The organism is Aeromonas salmonicida (assembly GCF_028355655.1).
GTDB lineage: Bacteria > Pseudomonadota > Gammaproteobacteria > Enterobacterales > Aeromonadaceae > Aeromonas > Aeromonas salmonicida.
This window is the reverse complement of record NZ_CP110645.1, coordinates 4,229,371-4,252,754: the sequence shown is the minus strand read 5'-3', so window position 1 is coordinate 4,252,754 and position 23,384 is coordinate 4,229,371. Positions and strand designations below refer to the sequence as shown.

Below are 23,384 nucleotides of genomic sequence, written 5' to 3'. Positions count from 1 at the left end.
TCGTCTTCCTGCTGGCCATAAACAAGGGGTATAAAAAAGCCCGCAGGGTTGCGGGCTTTTGCATCGAGCTGTAGAGGCTTGGCTTATTCCGCCTTGGGGGCGGCCTCGGCTGGTGTCTCAGTGCTTTCGGCTACCGTATTCTCGGTTACGGCACTGTCGGCCACCGGGGCTTCTGGTGCTGGGCCTGGTACCAGCTCCACTGCCGGTTTGGCGATGAGGGAGCGAGTATCTTCCACCGCTTCACTCAGCTTGACCTCGATAACCTGACCCAGTTCATAGACCACTTCGGTCTTGTCCAGGTAGACGCGGCCATTGTCCCAGTTGCACTCCAGCCGATCCTTGCTGTCCAGGATGTGACGGGCGGGCATGAAGACAACTGCGCCGTTTTCGCGCAGGCGTAGCTTGAGACCGGCGCGCATCACGTCGATGATCTCGGCGTTGAACACCTGATCGGTGCCGGCGGCAGCCTTGAGGTAACGGACATAGAGCCAGTCGCCGATGTCGCGTTCCACCATGCGGTGCAGACGACGACAGGCGGTCAGGTGCTCGGTGAGCTCAGTACTTGGGCGCTCACCCGGTGTCTTGCCGGCGATGACGGCCTTGAGCAGACGATGGTTGACCATGTCGCCGTATTTGCGGATCGGGGAGGTCCAGGTCGCGTAGGCATCCAGCCCCAGGCCGTAGTGGGCACCCGGTTCGGAGGACATCAGCGCATAGCTCTGGAAGCGGCGGATCTTGCCATCCAGCCAGCGGGTGTCCAGGTTGTCTATCCAGCGGCGCAGGGCGCAGAAGCCGGTCAGGCTGGCGATCTCGTCGCGCTCGAATGGGGCCTCGGCACTTTTCAGCAGGTCGATGGCGCCGTCGAGGGACTCTTCATCGAACCCTGTGTGGACGTTGAAGATGCCGTAGCCGACGCTCTTGCCCAGCACGCGGCCGGCGCAGATGTTGGCCGCGATCATCGACTCTTCGATCATGCGGTTGGCGATGCGGCGCGGCTCCACGTGAATGGCCAGCACGGCGCCGTTCTCCCCCAGCGCGAAGTCGTAGTCGGGTCTGTCCGGGAACACCAGGGCATGCTCGGTACGCCACTTGATCCGCGCCTCCGTCATGGCCTTCATCAGCGGCAGCTGAGCCATCACGCCGGCGTCGATCTCAAGGGGTTTACCCTGTTCGGCCCAGTCGGAGACCTCGTCATAGTTGAGACGGGCATGGGAGATGATGCGGGCGGCGAAGAATTCGGTCTCCTCCAGCAGCAGGCCATCTTCGGCGATCAGCAGGCGGGCGCAGAGCGTGTTGCGCTCCTCGCCCTCTTTCAGGGAGCAGAGCTCGTCCGAGAGGGTGCGCGGTATCATGGGCACGTTGCGACCCGGCATGTAGACGGTGAAGGCGCGCTGGGCGGCTTCCTTGTCCAGCTCACTGCCTTCGGCCACATAGGCGGTCGGGTCGGCGATGGCGACCAGCAACTCCCAGCCGTTGTCCAGTTTGCGGATGGCCAGGGCGTCATCCATGTCCTTGGTCTTGGCGCCGTCAATGGTGAAGAAGGGGGTCGCGGTCAGGTCGGTACGTGGCAGCTCCTCTTCCTCGATCACCTTCCACTCCGGCAGATCAGCCGGTTCTATCTGGGCCAGGTTATGGCGAGCCAGTACTACCCACCAGGGCACATTGTGGTCTTCCTGATCGGCGATCTTTTCGATGATCTCGGCAGAGAAGTTGCCATCACTCAGGGCGTGGCGCTTGAGGGTCGCAACCACCCAGTCCCCTTCCTTGAAGGACTTCTCATCCAGACCCTTCTTGGCGCGGGCCTTGATGGCATCCTTGATCAGCGGATGGTCCGGCACCACGTTGAGGCGGTCACGGAACATTTTGACGCGACCGACGAAACGGGTCACTGCCTGCTCCAGCAGGGCATCCGGTTCGGCCACTTCCTTCTCTTTTTCGGTACGGATCAGGGCGCTCACCCGGTCACCGTGCATCACCTTTTTCATGTAGGGGGGCGGCACGAAATAGCTGGTCTTCTCATCGACTTCCAGAAAGCCGAAGCCCCGGTCCGAGGCGCGGATAACACCCTCTTTCTTGGGGATGTTTTCGCGGATTTGTTGCTTGAGCTGGGCCAGCAGCGGATTGTCTTGGAACATAAGTGAGGAACCTGAGTGGAGACCTGATGAAGAAACGCCCAGCACTATACGATTTTACCCCCTCAAAGCCAAGGTGAATGGCCCCGTCAACCGGGTTGCAGTGCGCGGCGCCCCTCGCTGATCAGACGCTGGGAGATCTGTTTGTGCAACCCGCGCTCCAGTACCCAGCGGTGCCAGTAGAGGCGCTCGATGAGGTGATGTGACGGGCTGAGATCGAGCAGTCTCCCCTGTGCCAGCTGCTGGCGGATCTGCAGTTCCGGGATGAGGCAGTAGGCGAGTCCCTGCTCGGCCATGGCGACGAAGGCTTCTGACGAGCGCACCGTGTGGCAGGGATAGCCGCCGGGTTCCAGCCCGAAGTGGCGTGCCATGAAGCTCACATGCATGTCGTCGCGCTGATCGAAGGCCACCGCCGGTGCCTTTGCCAGCGCTGCCGGGGTGAGCCCGGCGGGAAAGTGACGGGCGACGAAGGCGGGGCTGGCGGTGAGCAGGTAGCGCATCTCGCCGAGCTCGTCCACGCAGCAGCCCGCCAGTGGCTGGCCGTGCAGGCTGACGGCACCGAAGGCCTGACCCTCGCGCACCCGATCCAGGGTGCGGCATTCGTCATCCACCAGCAGGTTCAGCTCTATGGGGTGCTGCTCCAGCAGAGGTGCGAGGGCTGGCAGGAACCAGGTTGCCAGGCTGTCGGCGTTGACCGCTATGCTGACCCGGATCGGGGCCTGCGGTTCGTCGGGCGCGATCTCGCCGGCCAGCTCCAGTTCCAGCTGGCGCACCTGGCGGTAGTGGGCCAGCAGCTTTTGGCCAAGGGGGGTCGCCTGTAGTGGCTGGCTGCGAATGAGCAGCGGCTCGGCAAACTGCTGTTCCAGCTGCTTGATGCGCTGTGAGATGGCGGACTGGGTGATGTGCAGGCGCTGGGCGGCGCGCTCGAAGTTCTGCTCCTGCATTACGGCATCCAGCGCCAGCAGCAGCTTGTAGTCCAACGCCTTCATCAGCATTCCTTATCAGAGAGGGTATTGAGAAGAGATGCTACTGGAGTGACGGCAGGACGACAACGAAACTCTGACCGGATCGCCGAGAGGCACGGCTGGCGTGGTGTGCGGGGTGAAAGCGGGTTTGTCACTGCGAGATGTGACAGTGGTGGTCAAAAGGTATTCAGGGGATACTCTTTTGCGTCCGTTTTTGCATGGGGTGGAAACGGGCCATAGCGAGAACTTTTAATCCCGGGCCTTATCCCGGGATTTTTTTATGTGGCGTTTACTCGGTGACCAGTTCCCTGGCATCGGCATACTCGCCCTGCATGGGGTGGCCGACGGCACGGGCGAAACGTTCATCCAGATGAAAGCGGATTCCGACCCCGCGCACGGCGCCCAGATCCACGGCCTGACGGTGACCGAGTCGCTCTATGGGCAGGCCGAGACGACGGAAGATACGCTCCACCGGCAGGCTGACCACGGCGACCAGTTCCCGGATCCCCTTCGCCCTGGCGAAGGCATAAACCTCGCGGAAGATGACGCAGGTCAGCTCGCTCACCCCGTTGCCCATGCGCGGCGCCCGGTTGGCGTCGATGGCGAGGCGAGTCAGTTCCCACACATCGCTGCTGCGTGGTGCCATCTCCCCGGCGAGAGCGGTGGGAAATATGCTGGGCAGCATGTAATCCTGGGCGCAACTGAGCAGACGGATGCAGCCGCACAGGCCTTCTTCGTCCTCGATCAGCACCCAATGGGTGTCCGGGGTATCGAAGCTGTCCTGCTCCAGACCACGGTGAGACTCCACATCCCAGCCGAGACGATCGGAGAAGACGCGATTACGGAAGCGATAAAGCTCGTTTTCTACCTCCCATCTGGGGTGTTCTTTTAATTTTCCTTTGAAAACAAGCATTCAGATGTCTCCATTTCAGTGTTCGGCGCTATAATCGAGGCCCTGGCCAGGGGGGCTAGCATATGAAACAAGACCAACTGCTTGAGTACCTCGAACATTTCACTTCGGTAACAGACGGGGATCGTTTGGCCGAGTTGATCGGTCGATTCACGCTCGGTATGGGCTATGACTACTACCGGTTCGCACTGATCATTCCCATGTCGATGCAAAGGCCCAAGGTGGTGCTGTTCAATCAGTGCCCTGACTCCTGGGTGCAGGCCTATACGGCCAACCATATGCTGGCCTGTGATCCCATCATCCAGCTGGCCCGCAAGCAGACCTTGCCCATTTATTGGAACCGACTGGATGAACGGGCGCGTTTTCTGCAAGAGGGCAGTCTGGATGTGATGGGGTTGGCGGCGGAGTTCGGGCTGCGAAACGGTATTTCGTTTCCGCTGCACGGTGCGGCGGGGGAAAACGGCATACTGTCGTTCATCACTGCCGAGCGGGCGTCAAGCGATCTGCTGCTGGAGTCCTCGCCCATCCTCTCCTGGATGTCCAACTACATCTTCGAGGCGGCGATCCGGATTGTGCGGGTCAGTCTGCGGGAAGATGACCCTCAGGAGGCCCTGACTGACCGTGAGACCGAATGCCTGTTCTGGGCCAGCGAAGGGAAAACGTCGGGTGAAATTGCCTGCATCCTGGGGATCACGGAACGTACCGTGAACTACCACCTCAATCAGGTCACCCGTAAAACGGGGTCGATGAATCGCTACCAGGCCATCGCCAAGGGGGTGAGCAGTGGCATTTTGCTGCCCAATCTGGAGCAGGTCGTTGTCACCAACTTCCCCAAGCTGATGCAATAAAACCCAATGATTCTCGGGGCAGAGCGACAGGCTCACAATTGTCAGATCATGCAATTGACAGTTGGTGCCGGATGGAATTCATCCCTGCCCTCAGGATCCCGCTTGATTAGAGAAATGAATCACTCAGCAGATTAATGAATTTCTCTGAATACCCCACCGCCCTTTATAGTGCCGTCCACTCACTCTTCTGGACGGTTTATCCATGTTCGCGACCACTCTGCAAGGCTTCACCCTTGGCCTTGCCATGATCATTCCCATCGGTGCCCAGAACGCTTTCGTGCTGAGCCGGGGTATACATCGCAATCACCATCTGCTGGCTGCGACGCTCTGCTGTCTGTGTGATCTCATCCTGATCGGGATTGGGGTATTCGGCGGGGCCAACCTGCTGGCAGCCAGTCCCATCGGGCTGGCGCTGCTGACCTGGGGTGGTGTGCTGTTTCTTTGCTGGTTCGGCATGCGCTCCCTGCGCAGTGCCTGGCAAGGGCAGGGGGCTGCGCTGGTGGATTCACCCCGGCTGATGGGGGTCAAGAGCGTGCTGGCCATGACGCTCGGGGTGACCCTGCTCAATCCTCACGTCTATCTGGATACCCTGATGCTGCTCGGCTCCTTTGGCAGCCAGTTTGCCGAACCGTTGCGCCCGGCCTTTGCGGCAGGGGCCATGCTGGCTTCCCTGGTCTGGTTCTACAGTCTCGCCTTTGGTGCGGCCGCGCTCTCACCCTGGCTTGCACGGGGCCGGGTGCAGCAAGCTATTGATACTATTGTTGGTTTAATCATGTTGGGACTGGCATTGCAACTGGCGAGTGGGGCCTTGCTGGCCTCATAAGGCTATTTTTGTGCCACACCTCATAAAAATTAATCCCGGCTTCATGCCATGACATATTCGTCTGTTAAATTCCCGTCGCTGGTAAAGCGACACTCATAATAAAAGGGAAAAAACAGTGAATAAAACCATGAAGCTGGGTGCTATTGCAGCCATAGTGCTGTTGTCTGCCTGTAGCAATGAAAACGACAGCAAGACGCAACCGGGCGCTGTGGCCCTGCGTCTGATCCAGACCTCCGATATCCACTCCAACGTGCTGGGATACGATTACTACCAGAACAAGGAAGATCGCAAGTTTGGCCTCTCCCGTACCGCCTTGCTGATCCGTGCGGCGCGCTCGGAAAACCCCAACAACCTGCTGCTCGACAACGGTGACCTGCTTCAGGGCACGCCGCTGGCGGATTACATCTTCGAGCAATCTGGCACCGGTTACCTCGACAAGCAGGCCCACCCCGTGTTCAAGGCCATGAACGAGCTGGGTTATGACGCCGGAAACCTGGGCAACCACGAATTCAACTACGGGCTGGATTACCTCACCAAGACACTGCAGGGTGCCAAGTTCCCCTATGTGAACGCCAACGTGTTCGAGGCGGACGCTTTCAAGCGCGATGCCAAGGGGCAGATCGACTGGAGTGGCAACAAGTTCACCCCTTACCTGCTGCTGGAGCGCAAGGTGAAGGATGACAAGGGGCAGGAGCAGACCGTCAAGGTGGGCATATTGGGGTTGACCCCGCCACAGGTGCTGCAGTGGGACAAGCGTCATCTGGAAGGCAAGGTGGTGGTGGCCGACATGGTCGAGACCGCCAACCACTATGTGCCCGAGTTGCGTGCCAAGGGTGCCGACATAGTGGTCGTGGTCGCCCACACCGGCATCAACGCCAGCAGCTACGAAGCCATGATGGAGAACTCCGCCTGGCACCTGGCCAAGGTAAAAGGGGTGGATGCCCTCATGCTGGGGCATGCCCACAAGAACTTCCCCGGTGATTTCCCGGATCTGCCGGAGGTGGATAACCAGGCCGGTACCCTGAGCGGCGTGCCGACCGTGATGCCAGGCTACTGGGGCAACCATCTGGGCATCATAGACCTCACCCTGGAGCAGGTTGAGGGCAAGTGGCAGGTGAAGCAAAGCCAGGCCAGCCTGCGCAAGATCGATTCCAGCGAAGGCAGCGCCGTGGATCAGCGGGTCGTCGATCTGGTACAGGCGGATCACGATGCCACCAACCAGTGGCTGGATGAACCGCTCGGCAAGATCACCTCCTCCATCCACAGCTTCTTTGCTCTGGTACAGGATGATCCCTCGGTGCAACTGGTGAGCGATGCCCAGCGCCGCTATGCCGAACAGCTGCAACAAGACGGTCTGCTCAAGGAGTCCTACCCCATTCTGTCAGTGGCGGCCCCCTTCCGTGGTGGTCGCAACGGCATCAATGACTTCACTTATGTGGCCCAGGGCGACATCTCCCTGCGCAACGTCTCCGACCTCTATATCTATCCGAACACCTTGCAGGTGGTCGAAGTGAACGGAGCCACCGTCAAGGAGTGGCTGGAGATGAGCGCCGGTCAGTTCAACCAGATCGATACCGGCAAGACAGAGGTGCAGTGGCTGGTGAACGAGAAGTTCCCCACCTACAACTTCGATGTGATCGATGGCGTGAACTATGAAGTGGATATCACCCAGCCGGCCCGTTACAACAAGGAAGGGGACAAGGTCAGCAACGGCCAGCGCATCAGTGCGCTCACCTTCAACGGCCAGCCCATTGACCCGGTCCAGAAGTTCTACGTGGTGACCAACAACTACCGCGCCAGCGGTGGCGGTCACTTCCCGGGCATCGACGGCAGCAACATAGTGCATGAAGATCCCTCCGAGACGCGGGAGATCATTGCCCAGTACCTGAAGGCCCAGTCTGCCGACAACCCGGGTGGTTTCAGCCCGGCGGCCAACAACAACTGGCACATGAAGGCCCTGCCCGCCAACGTGGACGTGCGGCTCTACTCCTCTCCCCGCGAGGAGGCCAAACAACTGGCCGGCGCGGATCTGGAGTACAAGTCCACCCTGCCGATGGACGATGCCAAGCATCCGGGCTACGCCATCTTCCGCCTGATCCGTCAGTAACCCTGGCTGGAAAACACGATAAAAAAAGCCCTCGCAGTGCGAGGGCTTTTTCGTGGGCGTTTGGTAGTTGGTACTTAGTTCACCACGGCCACGTTGATGCTGCCGTTGCCCTGGGTCATGCGTACCCGGGCGCCAGGTACGAAGGTGGGGCTGGCTTTTTGCACCACCACGATGGATTCGCCGTTCTCTTTCTTGATCTCGAGCTCGACGCCGTCAACCTGATTGAGCTTGTCGCCGGCAGCTTTACCGGCGGCGGCGCCTGCGATGGCACCCCCTGCGGCGGCGATATCGCTGCCCCGGCCACCACCAATGGTGCTGCCGAGCAGGCCACCGACCACGGCGCCGCCTATGGTGCCGACCAGAGAGTTCTCATCGGCCTGGATCTTGACCGGGCGGGTGGAGAGTATGGTGCCGTAGCTCACTGTCTGGACTTGCTTGGCACGATCCTTGGTATAGACATCGCCGGAGTAGACATCGCTGTTGGCACAGCCGCTGAGGGTGGTGGCAGTGGTGGCGGCCAACAAGGCGATAAGGGTCATACGTTTCAACATGATGGGCCTCCTGGGCTGGCATCTAATCTGGTTAATTCGGTCAGTGAGTGCAACTTTACGCCAACCGGATTGAGCATGAAACCAGCAAAGTGTAACCAATTATGAGACTCGGGGACGGGAGGCGACGTCAGCGGCGGGATTAGCCGAGGCTTTTTTCCAGCAGCAGGCGATCTTCACCCGGGCCGAAATAGTCGCGCTCCTCGGCAACTTGCTGATAACCGAGTCGAAAGTAGAGGCGTTTGGCCGGATTGGCCGGATCCACCGTCAGTCTGACGCGTTCGACCAGCACCTGGGTCAGTGCCTGCTCCAGCTGCAGCATCATGCGCTCGGCAAGACCGAAGCCGCGCGCCTCGGGTAACACAGCCAGGGAGAGCAGCCAGCCTTGCGACCGATCCTGTCCCAATCCACCCAGGGCATAGCCAAGCAGCTTGCCATCCAGTTCGGCCACCAGCAGCAGCTCGGGCCACAGGTCCATGGCCTGGCGAAAGAAGAAGCCTGGATAGACATCCTCCCCGAAGACGTTGACGTCTATCTGCCAGATGGCGTGCATGTCGGCGTGGGTGGCCACTCTCAAAACGGGGGGCTGATGCATCCGGGCTCCTGTCATTGCGTGCGTGCTGCCGTGCGGCAGTCAAAGGGGTCACAGGTTAGTGGGCCATCCTGGCTGATGCAAGCGTACCCGATGATGTCGGGCGCGAGTGGTTGAAGGTCTGTGTCAGGGCGGCAGGGGCCGGCTGTTGGGCAATCTTGGGGCCTTGCGGCGGCTGTCCAGCAGATGGCACAGGGCAAGCCAGGGGTGACGCCACAGCATGCGCGGACCGCTCCATTTCATGATCTGCTGGATCTGCTTGCGCATGGCGGGGGCATAGCAGTGGATGTGGCAGTTGGCGCAGGTCGGTTTGTGGCCGTGACCATAACGGCAGCGCCGCAGTCGCTGGTGGGCGAAGGCTTGCAACTGCTGGCAGTGCCGACAGGAGGGATCCTGATGGTGGTGGTGGCAGTAGAGGCGGATCATGGCGCTGACCGTTTGCTGCTCCCGCTTGAGCCTGGGGTGCTCGGATGCCTTGCTGGCACGAGTGCTGTGCATTGAGTCGGGATCATGGGGTTTCATGGCGGTCATTGTCCTGACCTGAGGGGACTGGGTGTTGATACAGGTCAAGACGGGAGGCAAAAAAACAGGGCCCGCAGGCCCTGTGTCATCAGATGAGGCTGGTTGCTTGTTCCAGCCAGAGGAGATCCTCGCCCTCCAGCAGGGGGCTCAGGCGGCGGAACACCTCGACATGGTATTCGTTGATCCAGCGGAACTCGGCCGGGCTCAGCAGGCTGCGATCGATGAGGCGGGTATCGAACGGCACATAAGTCAGGCGCTCGAAGCCCAGCATCGCCAGTTCGCCCATCTGTTCCTGTTCGGTCACGACCACCAGGTTTTCGCAGCGGATGCCGAACGCATCTTCCCGGTAGTAACCCGGCTCGTTGGAGAGCACCATGCCTGGTTGCAGCGCCACCAGGCTCCCCTTGGGCGCGATGCGCTGGGGGCCTTCGTGCACGCTAAGGAAGTGACCGACACCGTGGCCTGTGCCGTGGTCATAGTTGTAACCCGCCTGCCACAGCGGCATGCGGGCCAGCACGTCGAGCTGGATGCCGGCGGTACCGCGCGGGAAGCGGGCCTGATCCAGCGCGATATGGCCCTGCAGCACCCGGGTAAACATGGCCTTGTGCTCGTCAGTCACCTCACCCACCTTGACGGTGCGGGTGATGTCAGTGGTGCCGTCCAGATACTGGGCACCGGAATCCACCAGATAGATGCTGTCCTGACCGAAGGGGCGTGGTGTGCCGTTGGTGTGACGGTAGTGGCACATGGCGGCGTTGGGCCCCAGCGCCGAAATGGTGTCAAAGCTCGGCTCGACGTAGTGTTCCTGCTCATGACGGAAAGCTTCCAGCTGATCGGCCAGCGTGCCTTCATCCACCCCCTCGAATTCGCCGGAGGCGATCAGCCGATCCAGCCAGGCGAGGAAACGGGTAACGGCGACGCCGTCACGCAGGTGGGCGCGCTGCATACCGGCCAGCTCCACCGGGTTCTTGCACGCCTTCGGCAGCATGGTCGGATCCTGACCGGCCACCAGGATGGCGCCTGCCTCTTCCATGATGAGCTGGGTCCAGGCGTTGGCCGTGTTGGGGTCGGCCAGTACTCTTTGCTGGTTTTCACCAATGCGTTGCAGCACGTCACCCAGCTTGTCGATGGGGTAGACGGAGACATCCTGTCCCACATGTCTGGAGAAGGCGATGCAGTCAATCTTGTCGGTGTCGACGAAGAAATCCATGCTGGTGTTGGCGTAGAGCACCGCAAAACCCAGCACTACCGGCAGCCGCTCCACGTCACGGCCACGCAGGTTGAGCAGCCAGTTGATGGGCTCGGCCTGGGTCAGCAGTACGGCATCCAGCCCGCGCTTGCGCAGGTCTGTGGCCAGCAGTTCGCGCTTGGCCTGGCTCGACTGGCCTGCCAGCTCTTCGCTGTAGAGAATGACCGGGGTCTTGGTCGGCGCAGGGCGATCGCTCCAGTGCAGGTCGATGGGGTTCTCATCGACCCGTACCAGCTCGATGCCGCGTTCGGTCAGCAGAGCCTTGGCGTGTTGATACCAGGCGAAGCTGTGCAGGCGGGCGTCAAAGCCGACCCGGGAACCGGACGGCAGTTGTTCAGCCAGCCACTGCACATGGGGATCTTCGTTCAGATGAAGAAACTCGAATAGCTCGGCCGGTGCCTGCATGCGGGCCTGCACCGTGTAACGACCGTCGATGAACAGGGCCGCCCGCTGCGCCATTATGATGGCGAGTCCGGCGGAGCCGTTGAAACCCGTGATCCAGTCCAGACGCTCTGCGTAGGCGGGAATGTATTCGCCCAGGTGCTCGTCATCGTGGGGGACTATGAAGGCGTCCAGCTCTTGAATGGCCAGAGCGGCCCTGACCTGGGCGACGCGGGTTTCAATAATCTCGAAATGATTCATGTCGTTAATGCCAGATTGTAGTGATGTGAGTGTTCAGTGGTTGTGGCCGCTGTCCAGGATCCGTTTGATCGACTGGCCGGCCGCCTCGATATGTTGTTTGAGCAGCACCACAGCCTCGTGTTTGCGGCGGGCGCGACACAGCGCCAGCAACTGGGCGTGCTCACGTTCGGCCTTGTCCACTCCGTCGCTGGCAAACAGCAGCTCGAAGCGTACATAGCGGTCACAGCTCAGATTGATCTGGGCAATCAGCTCCAGCGCCTGGGGGCGACCGGCAGCCTGATAGAGGGTGGCGTGAAAACTGTGGTTCAACTCTGCCCAGTGTTCGATCTGGGTGCCTGACTCGAGCGCCTGATCAAACTGGGCCAGGATGGCCTCTGCCTTGGCAAAGGTCTCCTCCGTCATCAGGTCGACGGCGTGAAACAGGGTATCGGCTTCCAGCAGGGCTCGCAAATAAAAGAGCTCCTCGATGGCCGAGGCGTCCAGCATGGTGACCACGGCGCCGCGGTGGGCCTCGAATTTCACCAGTCCCTGGGCCTCCAGTTGCATCAGGGCTTCCCGCACCGGAATGCGGCTCACCGCCAGTTCCTTGGCGATGGCATCCTGACGAAGAGGGGCGCCGGCGGGAAACTCCCCACGCAGGATCCGGCCGCGGAGGTTCTCCATCACCATCTGGGTTCGGGTCTTGTAGGGTGGGGTCATGGTCGAGTCACAGAGGAATAGTTGCAAAATTGTATATTGTATAAAGTTGGGCTGAATCTAACGCGCAACCGCCCACAAGGCAAGGTTTGGGGGGGATCAAACGCCGCCATCTGGTTAAAAAAATACCGGTCAGCAGGGCTGACCGGTATTGCAGTTTGCAAGAAGATGGGGGCTGGCGTTACAGCTGCGGACCTGCCGCGACCAGGCGCTTGCCCTCTTCGTTGTCGGTGAAGCGCTCGAAGTTCTTGATGAAGCGCTGGGCCAGATCCTCTGCCTTGGCATCCCACTCGGCCTTGTCGGCATAAGTGTCACGCGGGTCGAGGATCGCCGGGTTCACGTCGTGCAGTGCGGTCGGCACTTCCAGATTGAAGACCGGCAGTATCTTGGTCTCGGCCTTCTCGATGGAACCGTCCAGGATGGCGTCAATGATGGCGCGGGTATCCTTGATGGAGATGCGCTTGCCGGTGCCATTCCAGCCGGTGTTGACCAGATAGGCTTCCGCGCCGGCCGCTTCCATCCGCTTCACCAGCTCCTGACCGTACTTGGTCGGATGCAGGCTGAGGAAGGCCGCACCGAAGCAGGAGGAGAAGGTCGGAGTCGGCTCTGTGATGCCGCGCTCGGTACCGGCCAGTTTGGCGGTGAAGCCAGACAGGAAGTGGTACTTGGTCTGCTCCTTGGTCAGCTTGGAAACCGGAGGCAGCACGCCAAAGGCGTCGGCAGTCAGGAAGATCACCTTGTTGGCATGACCCGCTTTGGAGACCGGCTTGACGATGTTCTCGATGTGATAGATGGGGTAGGAGACGCGGGTGTTCTCGGTCTTGGAGCCATCATCGAAGTCGATGGTGCCATCGGCGGCAACGGTCACGTTTTCCAGCAGCGCATCGCGACGGATGGCGTTGAAGATGTCCGGCTCGGCTTCTTTGGAGAGCTTGATGGTCTTGGCGTAGCAGCCCCCTTCGAAGTTGAACACGCCGTCATCGTCCCAGCCGTGCTCGTCATCGCCGATCAGCTGACGCTTGGGATCGGTGGAGAGGGTGGTCTTGCCGGTGCCGGAGAGGCCGAAGAAGATGGCAACGTCGCCGTCCTGACCCACGTTGGCGGAGCAGTGCATGGAGGCAATACCGCGCAGGGGCAGGAAGTAGTTCATCATGGAGAACATCCCTTTCTTCATCTCGCCACCGTACCAGGTGCCGCCGATGAGCTGGATCTTCTCGGTGAGGTTGAAGGCAACGAAGTTCTCGGAGTTGAGACCCTGTTCCTTCCAGTTCGGGTTGGTGCATTTGGCACCGTTCATCACCACGAAGTCAGGTTTGAAGGCTTTCAGCTCTTCATCGCTCGGGCGAATGAACATGTTCTTGACGAAGTGAGCCTGCCAGGCCACCTCTGTGATGACGCGCACGGCCAGACGGGTATCCGGGTTGGCACCGCAGAAGCCATCGACCACAAACAGGCGCTTGCCGGAGAGCTGTTTGGTCACCAGGGATTTCAGATGTGACCACACTTCCGGGGTAATGGCTTTGTTATCGTTTTTACCCTGGTCAGACCACCACACAGTATTCTGGGTGGTGGCGTCTTTGACGATATATTTATCTTTCGGGGAGCGGCCTGTAAAGATACCGGTGTTGACATTAACGGCGCCCAGTTCGGTCACTACACCGCGCTCGAACCCTTCCAGGTCAGAACGTGTCTCTTCCGCGAAAAGCTGGTCGTAAGAGGGGTTGCGAACGATTTCTTGGCTGTTTTTGATGCCGTACTGGTCCAGTTCTAATTGTTGGGCCAGGGTGGGTTCTGCCACGATTGTCATTGTATTCTCCTGGGTTCAGAGGTTGGTAGGGTTCTATCTGGCATTCATCCTATCACTTAGGTGGTAGAGTTTAGAGATCGCCATCAAACTTTATAAAATAGGGTATTTTTTTGTTATTTAAGTTAAAGGCGGGTTTTGCCCGCCTTCAATTAGTGTAACTTGTTTGCATCATTATCGGGAGCCCTGCTGAACAGGGTTTCGACGTCGATCCCATCGAACTGGTACTGGGCGCCGCAATAATCACAGTGCATGTCGATCTTGCCGAGCTCCTGCACCATCTCCAAGACTTCTTCCTTTTCTATCTGCAGCAGGGCCCCTTCACAGCGTGCGCGGGAGCAGGTGCAACGGAATTCGACTGCCTGGGGATCGAACACCCGCACCTTGTCCTGGTGGTAGAGGCGGTAGAGGATCTCTTCCGCTTCCAGCCCGAACAGCTCTTCATCCTTGATGGTGGCGGTAAGCTGGGTCAGGTGATCGAAATCTGCGCTGTGATCCTCGCTCTGGGCGGGCAGTGCCTGCAGCAATATGCCGGCGGCGCGCGGTTCACCCTGGTGGTAGCCGGTACGGATCCAGAGCTTGGTGGCCAGCTGTTCGGATTGGGCGAAGTAGTGCTCCAGGCAACCTGCCAGGGTATCGGCGTCCAGGGCTATGATGCCCTGATAGCGCTCGCCCTGCTCCGGAGTGATGGTGATGATCAGCTGGCCGTTGCCAATCAGGCTCTGCAGCTTGCCATCGCTCGGCAGCTCCCCTTCATAGCGGGCCACGCCGCGCAACTGCTGGTTGTTGTCACCGTTGATCACCGCCAGACGGACAGGGCCATCACCCTGCAATTGCACAGTGATGGAGCCTTCGAACTTGAGGGTGGCGGTCAGCAGGCTGGTGGCGACCAGCAGTTCACCCAACAATTTTTGCACCTGCACCGGATAACTCTGGGCTTCCACCACGTGGCGGTAGGTGTGATCCAGCTGGACCAGCTCACCCCGGACTTCGTACTCTTCAAACAGATAGCGATACAGGAGATCTTGGTTACTCATCATGTATTCCTGGGTTCTTAGGTGAGGTGAATAGATAAAAACAATAATAAACAGGTGGTTAGGAACTTATCTCGCCCCCTGTCGTCATAAAAGGGCCACGTTGGCGAGTCAGTATTGCTTGACCTTGATCAGCTGGCGCCGCTCCTGCTTGTCGGGACGACGCTCGGGGCTCGGGGCAAACTGGCTGTTGAAGCGGCGTGCCTCGCTGTTCTCGGCCCGTTTTTTCAGGCTGGCTTCCGTCTCTTCATAGAGCAGCTGGGCCAGCGGGGCGGACTTGCGCTGTTCGCTCACTTGCAGTACCCGTACCTCCCGCTCGTCCTGGCCCTGCCAGACACGGATTAGGGCGCCGGCTTCAACGGCCTTGCCAGGTTTGCTGCGCTGGCCGTTATAGTGCACCTTGCCCCCTTCAATCTGATCGCGGGCCAGACTGCGGGTCTTGTAAAAACGCGCGGCCCACAACCATTTGTCGAGGCGGACCTGGGTTGTGGTTTCTGCGGGATTCGGCATGAATCGACTCCGGGATGGCTGAAAGGGGAGCCTGATTATACCAGAGGCAGGCCTCGGGATAGAAACAGGGGGGCTGATGGTGTGACGGAATGTCAATTTTCACAGCTTGATACCATCCGGTCGGTTGTCTCTGGGTCCATTGCCGTACACAATAGCCAACCGATTTGGAAGCCAGAATATATTGATAAACATGACGCTACCGTTCAGGGATGACTTGTTGAGCTCCCTTCTGGCCCGTTGCAAAACCGTGCCGCTCTCCCGTTTCAGCCAGCCCCTGTTCTGGCTCTTGCTGCTGTTGCTGGCCCACCAGTGCGCCGGTCTTACCTGGCGGCTGCTGGATCTCGGTAGCCAGCAGAGCAGTCAGCCCTGGCAACCGGCCGTGGCAGGCAGTCAGGGTCAGGACAAGGCCCGGCTCGATCTCGGCGGCGTCAGCCGGCTGGCACTGTTTGGCAAGGCGAAGCAGCAGGCCCGGGCGGCCGATGCTGTCGCAGCCGACGCACCCAAGACCCAGCTCAATGCGCAGCTCAACGGTGTGCTGGCCAGTTCCGATCCCGCCAAGTCCATCGCAATCATAGCCCACAGCGGTGTGCAAAATTCCTATGGCATAGGTGACTTCATCGATGGCACCCAGGCCAAGGTTCGCCAGGTGTTTGCCGACCGCGTCATCATAGAACGTGACGCGCGTGACGAGACCCTGATGCTGGACGGGGAAGAGTACGGCAAACCCCTGCCCAAGCAGGGCAACCCGGATGAGAAGCTCTCCTCGGTGCGCAGCGAATTGCTGGGCAACCCCGGCAAGATCACCGATTACCTCAATATTTCACCGGTACGAGTGGATGGCCGCATGGTCGGCTATCGCCTCAATCCGGGCAGCAATCCAGAACTGTTCAATCAACTCGGTCTGGTCGCCAATGACATGGCGGTCAGCATCAATGGTCTGGATCTGCGGGATAACGCTCAGGCCATGCAGGCGATGCAGCAGGTGGCAGGCGCCACGGAAATGACCGTCACCGTCGAACGGCAGGGACAGCTCTACGACGTTTATGTCGGCTTGTCAGAATAATGATTTGGAGTAGCACCAAGAATGATAAATAAAGGGAAGAGCTGGCGTCTTGCCACGGTCGCGGCGGCGCTGATGATGGCAGGCTCTGCCTGGGCCACCGAGTATTCTGCCAGCTTCAAGAATGCCGACATCGAAGAGTTCATCAACACGGTCGGCAAGAACCTGAGCAAGACCATCATCATAGAGCCTTCGGTACGCGGCAAGATCAACGTCCGCAGCTACGACTTGCTCAACGAAGAGCAGTATTACCAGTTCTTCCTGAGCGTGCTCGACGTCTATGGCTTTGCCGTTGTGCCCATGGATAACGGCGTGCTCAAGGTTGTGCGCTCCAAGGATGCCAAGACCTCGGCCATCCCTGTGGTGGATGAGACCAACCCGGGCATTGGCGACGAGATGGTGACCCGGGTGGTGCCGGTGCGCAATGTCTCGGTGCGTGAACTGGCCCCCTTGCTGCGTCAGCTCAACGACAACGCCGGTGGCGGCAACGTGGTGCATTACGATCCCTCCAACGTGTTGCTCATCACCGGCCGTGCCGCCGTGGTCAACCGTCTGGTGGAAGTGGTGCGCCGGGTCGACAAGGCGGGCGATCAGGAAGTGGACATCATCAAGTTGAGATATGCCTCCGCCGGCGAGATGGTGCGACTGGTGACCAACCTCAACAAGGATGGCAACTCCCAGGGCGGCAACACTTCCCTGCTGCTGGCGCCCAAGGTAGTGGCCGATGAGCGCACCAATTCCGTGGTGGTCAGTGGTGAACCCAAGGCGCGGGCTCGCATCATACAGATGGTGCGCCAGCTCGACCGCGACCTGCAGAGCCAGGGCAATACCCGGGTCTTCTATCTCAAATATGGCAAGGCCAAGGACATGGTGGAGGTGCTCAAGGGCGTCAGCACCAGCATAGAAGCGGACAAGAAGGGGGGCGGCACCACGGCCGGTGGCGGCAACGCCAGCATAGGCGGTGGCAAGCTGGCCATCTCGGCTGATGAGACCACCAATGCGCTGGTCATCACGGCCCAACCGGATGTGATGGCCGAGCTGGAGCAAGTGGTTGCCAAGCTGGATATCCGCCGTGCTCAGGTGCTGGTGGAGGCGATCATCGTCGAAATTGCCGACGGTGACGGCCTCAACCTGGGGGTTCAGTGGGCCAATACCAACGGTGGCGGCACCCAGTTTACCGACACTACCCTGCCCATTGGCTCGGTGGCGATCGCCGCCAAAGACTACAAGGATAATGGCACCACCACGGGTCTGGCTGCCTTGGCAAAAGACTTCAACGGCATGGCCGCCGGTTTCTATCATGGCAACTGGGCTGCACTGGTGACTGCGCTCTCCACCAACACCAAGAGCGATATTCTCTCCACCCCGAGTATCGTCACCATGGACAACAAGGAAGCCTCCTTCAACGTGGGTCAGGAAGTGCCGGTGCAGAGCGGCTCCCAGAGTTCCACCACCAGCGATCAGGTGTTCAATACCATAGAGCGCAAGACGGTGGGCACCAAGTTGACGGTGACGCCGCAAATAAACGAAGGGGATTCAGTGCTGCTCAATATCGAGCAGGAGGTCTCCAGTGTCGCGCAGAAACAGGCTACAGGTACGGCTACCTTGGGTCCCACCTTCGATACCCGCACCATCAAGAACGCCGTGCTGGTCAAAAGTGGCGAAACCGTGGTGCTTGGCGGTCTGATGGATGAGCAGACTCAGGAGAAGGTCTCCAAGGTGCCTTTGCTGGGCGACATTCCCGTGCTGGGCTACCTGTTCCGCTCTACTTCCAACACCACCTCCAAGCGCAACCTGATGGTCTTTATCCGGCCCACCATATTGCGCGATGCCAACGTCTATTCGGGGATATCCAGCAACAAGTACACCCTGTTCCGCGCTCAACAGCTGGAGGCGGCGGCTCAAAAGGGATATGCCACCTCGCCGGATCGGCAGGTGCTGCCCGAATATGGGCAGGATGTGGTCCAGTCACCCGAGATACAGAAGCAGATCGAGCTGATGAAGGCCCGCCAGCAGGCGACGGCCGATGGAGCACAGCCGTTCGTACAGGGTAACAAGTAATGGCGGCGTACCAGCTCGATGGAACGGATCTGCCAGCAGCCCTGCCCGAGCTGCCGTTTGCCTTTGCCCGCAACTTCGGTGTCATTCTGACCGAACGGCAGGGGACTCCCTTGCTGCTCTGTCGTCAGGGGGTCGCGCCGCAAACCCTGCTGGAAGTTCGGCGGGTAGCGGGCTGCGCCTTCGAGGTGGAGCAGCTTGGCAGTGACGAGTTTGAAGAGTTGCTGATGGCCCACTACCAGCGCGACTCTTCCGAGGCGCGCCAGCTGATGGAAGATCTCGGTAACGAGATGGACTTCTTTGCCCTGGCCGAAGAGTTGCCCCAGAGTGAGGACCTGCTGGACGCCGATGACGACGCCCCCATCATTCGCCTCATCAACGCCATGTTGAGCGAGGCGATAAAAGAGGAGGCGTCGGACATCCATATCGAGACCTTCGAACGGGTGCTGGTCATTCGCTTCCGCATTGATGGCGTGCTGCGGGAGATACTGCGCCCCCATCGCAAGCTGGCCTCCCTGCTGGTGTCGCGCATCAAGGTCATGTCGCGGATGGACATCGCCGAGAAGCGGGTGCCACAGGATGGCCGCATCTCATTGCGTATCGGTGGCCGGGCGGTGGACGTGCGGGTTTCGACCATGCCGTCCAGCTACGGCGAGCGGGTGGTATTGCGTCTGCTCGACAAGAACAACGTGCGCCTCGAGCTCAAGCAGCTCGGCATGACGCTGGCCAACCGCAACATCATCAGCGAACTTATTCGCAAGCCCCACGGCATCATATTGGTGACGGGCCCGACCGGTTCGGGCAAGTCCACCACCCTGTATGCAGCGCTCTCCGAGATCAACTCGCGGGATCGCAACATTCTCACGGTGGAAGACCCCATCGAATATGACCTCGAAGGGGTAGGTCAGACCCAGGTCAACACCAAGGTGGACATGACCTTCGCCCGCGGCCTGCGCGCCATCTTGCGTCAGGATCCGGACGTGGTGATGGTGGGGGAAATCCGGGATCTGGAAACCGCCCAGATAGCGGTGCAGGCGTCGCTGACCGGTCACCTGGTGATGTCGACCCTGCACACCAACACCGCCATCGGCGCCATCACCCGAATGCGGGACATGGGGATAGAGCCTTTCCTGCTCTCCTCATCCTTGCTGGCGGTACTGGCCCAGCGGCTGGTGCGTACCCTCTGTCCGGATTGCCGCACTCCACGCCCCATCACTGAGCAGGAGCGGGAGGCCATGGGCATGGAGCTGGCGCCAGATCAGCAGGTGTGGCGCCCGGTTGGCTGCGAGCAATGCAACCACACCGGCTACCGTGGCCGAACCGGTATCCATGAGCTGGTGGTGATCGACGAAGCGGTGCGCGAGGCGATCCACAGCGCCAGCGGCGAACTGGCCATAGAGCGGCTGATCCGCGGCCATACCCCCAGCATCCGCCGGGATGGCATCGACAAGGTGCTCAAGGGGCAGACCAGCCTTGAAGAAGTGCTGAGGGTGACCCGGGAAGATTGATGTTCGGTCAGGCAAGCGATTTGAATCGGGATAGCAAGACGTCACAGTGCTAGGGCAGAGGAGCAAGAGTATTGTCAGCATTTGAATACAAAGCCCTCGACAGCAAGGGGCGCCAGAAGCAGGGGGTGACCGAGGGCGACTCGGCCCGTCAGGTACGCCAGCAACTGCGCGAGCAGGGGCTGACCCCGCTCGAGGTGAACGAGACCACTGAGAAGGCAAAGCGTGAAGCGAATCGCTTCGTGCTGTTTCGTCGTGGTGCCTCCACTTCCGAGCTGGCCCTCATTACTCGCCAGTTGGCGACCCTGGTTGGCGCCGGCCTGACTATCGAAGAGGCGCTGCGGGCAGTGGCCGAGCAGTGCGAAAAGGCCCATCTGCGCAGCCTGGTGGCAACCGTGCGCAGCAAGGTAGTAGAAGGCTACTCGCTGGCCGATTCGCTGGGGGCCTTCCCCCACGTGTTCGATCAGCTGTTCCGCTCCATGGTGGCGGCAGGGGAGAAGTCCGGTCATCTGGAGAAGGTGCTGAACCGGCTCGCCGACTACACGGAGCAGCGCCAGCATATGCGCACCAAGCTGCTGCAGGCGATGATCTACCCCATAGTCCTCACTCTGGTGGCGGTCGGGGTTATTTCGATCCTGCTCACTGCCGTGGTACCCAAGGTGGTGGCCCAGTTTGAACACATGGGCCAGCAGTTGCCTGCGACGACCCGTTTCCTCATCGGCACCAGCGAGCTGATGCAGCATTACGGCCTCTGGTTCCTGCTGCTACTGTTCCTGGGTGGCTTTGTCTGGCGCTGGTGGCTGACCGACGAGAAGCGTCGCCGTCACTGGCATCAGGTGATACTGCGCCTGCCGGTCATAGGCCGGGTCAGCCGTGGTCTCAACACAGCCCGCTTCGCCCGCACCTTGAGCATCCTCAATGCCAGTGCCGTGCCCTTGCTGGAGGGGATGAAGATCGCCGGCGAAGTGCTCTCCAATGACTTTGCCCGTACGCGCATTGGTGAGGCCACCGAACGGGTACGTGAGGGGACCAGCCTGCGCAAGGCGCTGGATGAAACCAAGATTTTTCCGCCCATGATGCTGCACATGATCGCCTCCGGCGAGCAGAGCGGCGAGCTCGACAACATGCTGGAGCGGGCGGCAGACAACCAGGACAGGGAATTTGAAACCCAGGTGAACATAGCCCTCGGCGTGTTTGAGCCCCTGCTGGTGGTCTCCATGGCCGGGGTTGTGCTGTTTATCGTGATGTCGATCCTGCAGCCGATCCTCGAGCTCAACAATATGGTCAATCTCTGATGGCCTGCGCCATCTCATTTCGTTAGGGAGTAAGTCATGCAAAAGCGTCGTCAATCCGGTTTTACCCTGCTGGAAGTCATGGTGGTCATAGTGATCCTCGGGATCCTGGCCAGCCTGGTGGTGCCCAACCTGATGGGCAACAAAGAGAAGGCTGACCAGCAGAAAGCCGTCTCCGATATAGTGGCGCTGGAAAATGCCCTCGACATGTACAAGCTGGACAACAACCGTTACCCGACCACGGAGCAGGGCCTGGATGCGCTGGTCAACAAGCCGACCGCCGCCCCCGAGCCGCGCAGCTACCGTGACGGCGGCTACATCAAGCGCCTGCCGCAGGATCCTTGGGGCAATCCTTACCAGCTGCTGAGCCCGGGCCAGTTCGGCAAGATCGACATCTTCTCCATGGGGCTGGATGGCGAAGCCGGTACCGATGATGACATCGGCAACTGGAATCTGAAGGATTTCCAATAAGTGATTGATTGCGCTGCCATCAAGGTGCTGTGGGCGATGCTGCCGTGAGGGGCTCCTCGTCTCGTCATCGCCAAGCCGGTTTCACCCTGCTGGAAGTATTGCTGGTGGCCATGCTGATGGGGCTGGTGGCCACTGCCGTCACCCTCAGCATGGGGGGGGCCAGAGGCGATCGCGAGCTCGACAAGCAGGCGCGCCGCTTCATGGCGACCCTGCAACAGGCGCAGGAGTATTCGGTGATGGATGGCCGGCTGGTGGGGCTGCGTATCGAGGCGAACGGCTGGCAGTTCATGCAGCGCGGGGCCAAGGATCGCAAATGGCAGGCGTTGACCGACGACAAGATCCTGGGGCAGGTCACACTGCCGGATGAGATGACGCTGGCCATCGAGCTCGAAGGGTTCAGCTGGCGGACCGAGTCCGACGAGAAAACCGAGCAGGATCGGGACGAGAAGGAGCGCACGCCCCAGGTATTGATCTTCCCCGGTGGCGAGCTCAGCCCTTTCGTATTGACCCTGACCCAGCAGAATGAGGACGTGCGCTACCTGCGGACTGTCAAGGCGGATGAATTCGGTCGCTTGCGACTGCTGCAGGACGAGGAGGAAGAGGAGTGAACGCCCGTGGCATGACATTGCTCGAGGTCATGGTCGCACTGGCGGTGTTTGCCATCGCGGGTCTCGCCGTGATGAAAACCGCCAGCGAACACCTCTCTGCACTCAGTTATCTGGAAGAGAAGACGCTGGCGACCTGGGTGGTGGAAAACCAGCTGGTGCAGCAGAAACTCGAAGCCAAGTGGCCCGGCGACAGCTGGGTGGAAGGGGACGAGAAGATGGCTGGGCAGACCTGGTATTGGCGCTATCGCGGCGTCGCCACCGCCGACAACAACTTCAAGGCGCTGGATATGGAAGTGCGTACTGCCCCCAAGGCCGAGAGCCCTGTGGCCATGATCCGGACCTATATCAGCCGATGAACCTGATCAACGACACCCAAATAAAGTCCCGTCAGGACGGTTTTACTCTGCTTGAGATGCTGGTGGCCATCGCCATCTTCGCCAGCCTCAGCATGGGCGCCTATCAGGTGCTGCAGGGGGTGCTCACCAGCGACGAGGTGGCCAAGAAGAAAGAGGCTCGTCTCTCCGAGTTGCAGCTGGCCTTCACCCTGATGGAGCGGGACATCACCCAGATGGTACCCCGCAGTGGCCGCATCGACGGCGAGAACAACAAGGTGCTGCTGGCGGCGTCCCGTTTCGGCCAGCAGAGCGATGACTGGGGCATGGCCTTCATTCGCGGTGGCTGGCTCAATCCGGACGGTATGCTGCCACGCTCCGGTTTGCAGCGGGTTGGCTGGCGTCTCAAGGATCACAAGCTGGAGCGGCTGAGCTACCTCTATCCGGATCCGGTGATCGGCACAGAGCCGCGCATTCAGCCCATGCTGGATCGGGTGACGGCGCTGCGGCTCTATTTTTACGACAAGGGTGCCTGGAAGGAGGAGTGGACCCAGCGCAACGTGCTGCCTTACGGCCTGGCGGTGGAGCTGGATCTGGAGGATTACGGCACCATTCGTCGTCAGTTCCTCATCGGGGCCGGTGGCCAGAGGGCTGACAATGGTAATTGATCGTCGTT

Annotated in this window: 22 protein-coding genes; 11 read left to right on the top strand and 11 right to left on the bottom strand. The window is 60.2% G+C overall.

The genetic code is table 11. The features are described 5' to 3' along the window. Positions 1-83: 83 nt before the first annotated feature. The 3 genes from ONZ54_RS19805 to ONZ54_RS19795 all read right to left on the bottom strand — a co-directional run bounded on the left by ONZ54_RS19805 (position 84) and on the right by ONZ54_RS19795 (position 4,010). Entirely contained in the window at positions 84-2,135 is a 2,052-nt protein-coding gene (locus tag ONZ54_RS19805) for an exoribonuclease II (RefSeq protein WP_271786966.1), read from the bottom strand. A gap of 86 nt (positions 2,136-2,221) precedes the next feature. Continuing rightward, positions 2,222-3,121 (bottom strand): LysR family transcriptional regulator ArgP, encoded by a 900-nt coding sequence (locus ONZ54_RS19800; RefSeq protein ID WP_021140128.1) that lies wholly within the window; start codon positions 3,119-3,121, stop codon positions 2,222-2,224. Between the two features lie 265 nt (positions 3,122-3,386). Further along, the gene (locus ONZ54_RS19795; protein WP_058394881.1) at positions 3,387-4,010 is read right to left on the bottom strand and encodes an acyl-homoserine-lactone synthase; all 624 of its coding nucleotides are present in this window, start codon (positions 4,008-4,010) and stop codon (positions 3,387-3,389) included. A gap of 62 nt (positions 4,011-4,072) precedes the next feature. Here ONZ54_RS19795 and ONZ54_RS19790 point away from each other — a divergent pair, with 62 nt between their 5' ends. From ONZ54_RS19790 to ONZ54_RS19780, 3 genes are all read left to right on the top strand, one after another. Next, positions 4,073-4,855 (top strand): LuxR family transcriptional regulator, encoded by a 783-nt coding sequence (locus ONZ54_RS19790; RefSeq protein ID WP_005315931.1) that lies wholly within the window; start codon positions 4,073-4,075, stop codon positions 4,853-4,855. 202 nt (positions 4,856-5,057) lie between these two features. Beyond that, entirely contained in the window at positions 5,058-5,678 is a 621-nt protein-coding gene (lysE, locus tag ONZ54_RS19785) for an L-lysine exporter (RefSeq protein ID WP_265461999.1), read from the top strand. A 127-nt stretch (positions 5,679-5,805) separates the two neighbouring features. After that, the gene (locus tag ONZ54_RS19780; RefSeq protein ID WP_271788310.1) at positions 5,806-7,785 is read left to right on the top strand and encodes a bifunctional 2',3'-cyclic-nucleotide 2'-phosphodiesterase/3'-nucleotidase; all 1,980 of its coding nucleotides are present in this window, start codon (positions 5,806-5,808) and stop codon (positions 7,783-7,785) included. A 74-nt stretch (positions 7,786-7,859) separates the two neighbouring features. Here ONZ54_RS19780 and ONZ54_RS19775 read toward each other — a convergent pair whose 3' ends face one another. The 8 genes from ONZ54_RS19775 to hslR form a co-directional block, all read right to left on the bottom strand. After that, positions 7,860-8,336: an outer membrane lipoprotein gene (locus tag ONZ54_RS19775; RefSeq protein WP_005315904.1), complete on the bottom strand. Its 477-nt coding sequence runs from the start codon at positions 8,334-8,336 to the stop codon at positions 7,860-7,862. Between the two features lie 139 nt (positions 8,337-8,475). Then, on the bottom strand, positions 8,476-8,928 hold the full coding sequence (locus ONZ54_RS19770) for a GNAT family N-acetyltransferase (RefSeq protein ID WP_059168727.1): 453 nt from the start codon (positions 8,926-8,928) through the stop codon (positions 8,476-8,478). Positions 8,929-9,051: 123 nt separating this feature from the next. After that, positions 9,052-9,456 carry a nitrous oxide-stimulated promoter family protein gene (locus ONZ54_RS19765; protein ID WP_416995598.1) on the bottom strand — a complete coding sequence of 135 codons (405 nt, stop codon included), beginning with the start codon at positions 9,454-9,456 and terminating at the stop codon, positions 9,052-9,054. A 79-nt stretch (positions 9,457-9,535) separates the two neighbouring features. Next, positions 9,536-11,338: an aminopeptidase P family protein gene (locus ONZ54_RS19760; protein WP_059168728.1), complete on the bottom strand. Its 1,803-nt coding sequence runs from the start codon at positions 11,336-11,338 to the stop codon at positions 9,536-9,538. 33 nt (positions 11,339-11,371) lie between these two features. Continuing rightward, positions 11,372-12,037 carry a GntR family transcriptional regulator gene (locus ONZ54_RS19755; RefSeq protein WP_005315877.1) on the bottom strand — a complete coding sequence of 222 codons (666 nt, stop codon included), beginning with the start codon at positions 12,035-12,037 and terminating at the stop codon, positions 11,372-11,374. Between the two features lie 178 nt (positions 12,038-12,215). Further along, entirely contained in the window at positions 12,216-13,841 is a 1,626-nt protein-coding gene (gene pckA, locus ONZ54_RS19750) for a phosphoenolpyruvate carboxykinase (ATP) (protein ID WP_058394887.1), read from the bottom strand. A gap of 149 nt (positions 13,842-13,990) precedes the next feature. Then, positions 13,991-14,875 (bottom strand): Hsp33 family molecular chaperone HslO, encoded by an 885-nt coding sequence (hslO, locus tag ONZ54_RS19745; RefSeq protein ID WP_058394888.1) that lies wholly within the window; start codon positions 14,873-14,875, stop codon positions 13,991-13,993. Positions 14,876-14,983: 108 nt separating this feature from the next. Beyond that, positions 14,984-15,382, bottom strand: a complete 399-nt coding sequence (gene hslR, locus ONZ54_RS19740) for a ribosome-associated heat shock protein Hsp15 (RefSeq protein WP_005315870.1) — start codon at positions 15,380-15,382, stop codon at positions 14,984-14,986. A 214-nt stretch (positions 15,383-15,596) separates the two neighbouring features. Between hslR and exeC the strand changes: the two genes are divergently transcribed. From exeC to exeJ, 8 genes are all read left to right on the top strand, one after another. Beyond that, complete coding sequence (exeC, locus tag ONZ54_RS19735; RefSeq protein ID WP_276327973.1) at positions 15,597-16,445, top strand: GspC family type II secretion system variant ExeC; 849 nt, start codon at positions 15,597-15,599, stop codon at positions 16,443-16,445. 21 nt (positions 16,446-16,466) lie between these two features. After that, positions 16,467-18,503, top strand: coding sequence for a GspD family T2SS secretin variant ExeD (gene exeD / locus ONZ54_RS19730; RefSeq protein WP_271786964.1), 2,037 nt, complete (start codon positions 16,467-16,469; stop codon positions 18,501-18,503). Next, on the top strand, positions 18,503-20,008 hold the full coding sequence (exeE, locus tag ONZ54_RS19725; protein WP_271786963.1) for a GspE family T2SS ATPase variant ExeE: 1,506 nt from the start codon (positions 18,503-18,505) through the stop codon (positions 20,006-20,008). Before exeD ends, exeE begins: the two co-directional genes overlap by 1 nt. 71 nt (positions 20,009-20,079) lie before the next feature. Next, on the top strand, positions 20,080-21,300 hold the full coding sequence (exeF, locus tag ONZ54_RS19720; protein ID WP_021139456.1) for a GspF family T2SS innner membrane protein variant ExeF: 1,221 nt from the start codon (positions 20,080-20,082) through the stop codon (positions 21,298-21,300). Between the two features lie 36 nt (positions 21,301-21,336). Next, positions 21,337-21,768: a GspG family T2SS major pseudopilin variant ExeG gene (gene exeG / locus ONZ54_RS19715; RefSeq protein ID WP_005315859.1), complete on the top strand. Its 432-nt coding sequence runs from the start codon at positions 21,337-21,339 to the stop codon at positions 21,766-21,768. A gap of 44 nt (positions 21,769-21,812) precedes the next feature. Continuing rightward, positions 21,813-22,376: a GspH family T2SS minor pseudopilin variant ExeH gene (exeH, locus tag ONZ54_RS19710; RefSeq protein ID WP_271788309.1), complete on the top strand. Its 564-nt coding sequence runs from the start codon at positions 21,813-21,815 to the stop codon at positions 22,374-22,376. Then, positions 22,373-22,732, top strand: coding sequence for a GspI family T2SS minor pseudopilin variant ExeI (gene exeI / locus ONZ54_RS19705; protein ID WP_021139454.1), 360 nt, complete (start codon positions 22,373-22,375; stop codon positions 22,730-22,732). The genes exeH and exeI overlap by 4 nt, the downstream gene beginning before the upstream one ends. Further along, positions 22,729-23,376, top strand: coding sequence for a GspJ family T2SS minor pseudopilin variant ExeJ (exeJ, locus tag ONZ54_RS19700; protein WP_271786962.1), 648 nt, complete (start codon positions 22,729-22,731; stop codon positions 23,374-23,376). The genes exeI and exeJ overlap by 4 nt, the downstream gene beginning before the upstream one ends. The last annotated feature ends 8 nt before the right edge of the window (positions 23,377-23,384 follow it).

Excerpts from the sequence above, each read along its gene's own strand:
- exeE (WP_271786963.1), top strand. The coding sequence starts at position 18,503 with ATGGCGGCGTACCAGCTCGATGGAACGGATCTGCCAGCAGCCCTGCCC.
- exeD (WP_271786964.1), top strand. The coding sequence starts at position 16,467 with ATGATAAATAAAGGGAAGAGCTGGCGTCTTGCCACGGTCGCGGCGGCG.
- exeJ (WP_271786962.1), top strand. The coding sequence starts at position 22,729 with ATGAACCTGATCAACGACACCCAAATAAAGTCCCGTCAGGACGGTTTT.
- ONZ54_RS19760 (WP_059168728.1), bottom strand. The coding sequence starts at position 11,338 with ATGAATCATTTCGAGATTATTGAAACCCGCGTCGCCCAGGTCAGGGCC.
- ONZ54_RS19755 (WP_005315877.1), bottom strand. The coding sequence starts at position 12,037 with ATGACCCCACCCTACAAGACCCGAACCCAGATGGTGATGGAGAACCTC.
- hslR (WP_005315870.1), bottom strand. The coding sequence starts at position 15,382 with ATGCCGAATCCCGCAGAAACCACAACCCAGGTCCGCCTCGACAAATGG.
- ONZ54_RS19775 (WP_005315904.1), bottom strand. The coding sequence starts at position 8,336 with ATGTTGAAACGTATGACCCTTATCGCCTTGTTGGCCGCCACCACTGCC.
- lysE (WP_265461999.1), top strand. The coding sequence starts at position 5,058 with ATGTTCGCGACCACTCTGCAAGGCTTCACCCTTGGCCTTGCCATGATC.
- ONZ54_RS19780 (WP_271788310.1), top strand. The coding sequence starts at position 5,806 with ATGAAGCTGGGTGCTATTGCAGCCATAGTGCTGTTGTCTGCCTGTAGC.
- hslO (WP_058394888.1), bottom strand. The coding sequence starts at position 14,875 with ATGAGTAACCAAGATCTCCTGTATCGCTATCTGTTTGAAGAGTACGAA.
- ONZ54_RS19805 (WP_271786966.1), bottom strand. The coding sequence starts at position 2,135 with ATGTTCCAAGACAATCCGCTGCTGGCCCAGCTCAAGCAACAAATCCGC.
- pckA (WP_058394887.1), bottom strand. The coding sequence starts at position 13,841 with ATGACAATCGTGGCAGAACCCACCCTGGCCCAACAATTAGAACTGGAC.
- ONZ54_RS19800 (WP_021140128.1), bottom strand. The coding sequence starts at position 3,121 with ATGAAGGCGTTGGACTACAAGCTGCTGCTGGCGCTGGATGCCGTAATG.
- exeG (WP_005315859.1), top strand. The coding sequence starts at position 21,337 with ATGCAAAAGCGTCGTCAATCCGGTTTTACCCTGCTGGAAGTCATGGTG.
- ONZ54_RS19795 (WP_058394881.1), bottom strand. The coding sequence starts at position 4,010 with ATGCTTGTTTTCAAAGGAAAATTAAAAGAACACCCCAGATGGGAGGTA.
- ONZ54_RS19770 (WP_059168727.1), bottom strand. The coding sequence starts at position 8,928 with ATGCATCAGCCCCCCGTTTTGAGAGTGGCCACCCACGCCGACATGCAC.
- ONZ54_RS19790 (WP_005315931.1), top strand. The coding sequence starts at position 4,073 with ATGAAACAAGACCAACTGCTTGAGTACCTCGAACATTTCACTTCGGTA.
- ONZ54_RS19765 (WP_416995598.1), bottom strand. The coding sequence starts at position 9,456 with ATGACCGCCATGAAACCCCATGATCCCGACTCAATGCACAGCACTCGT.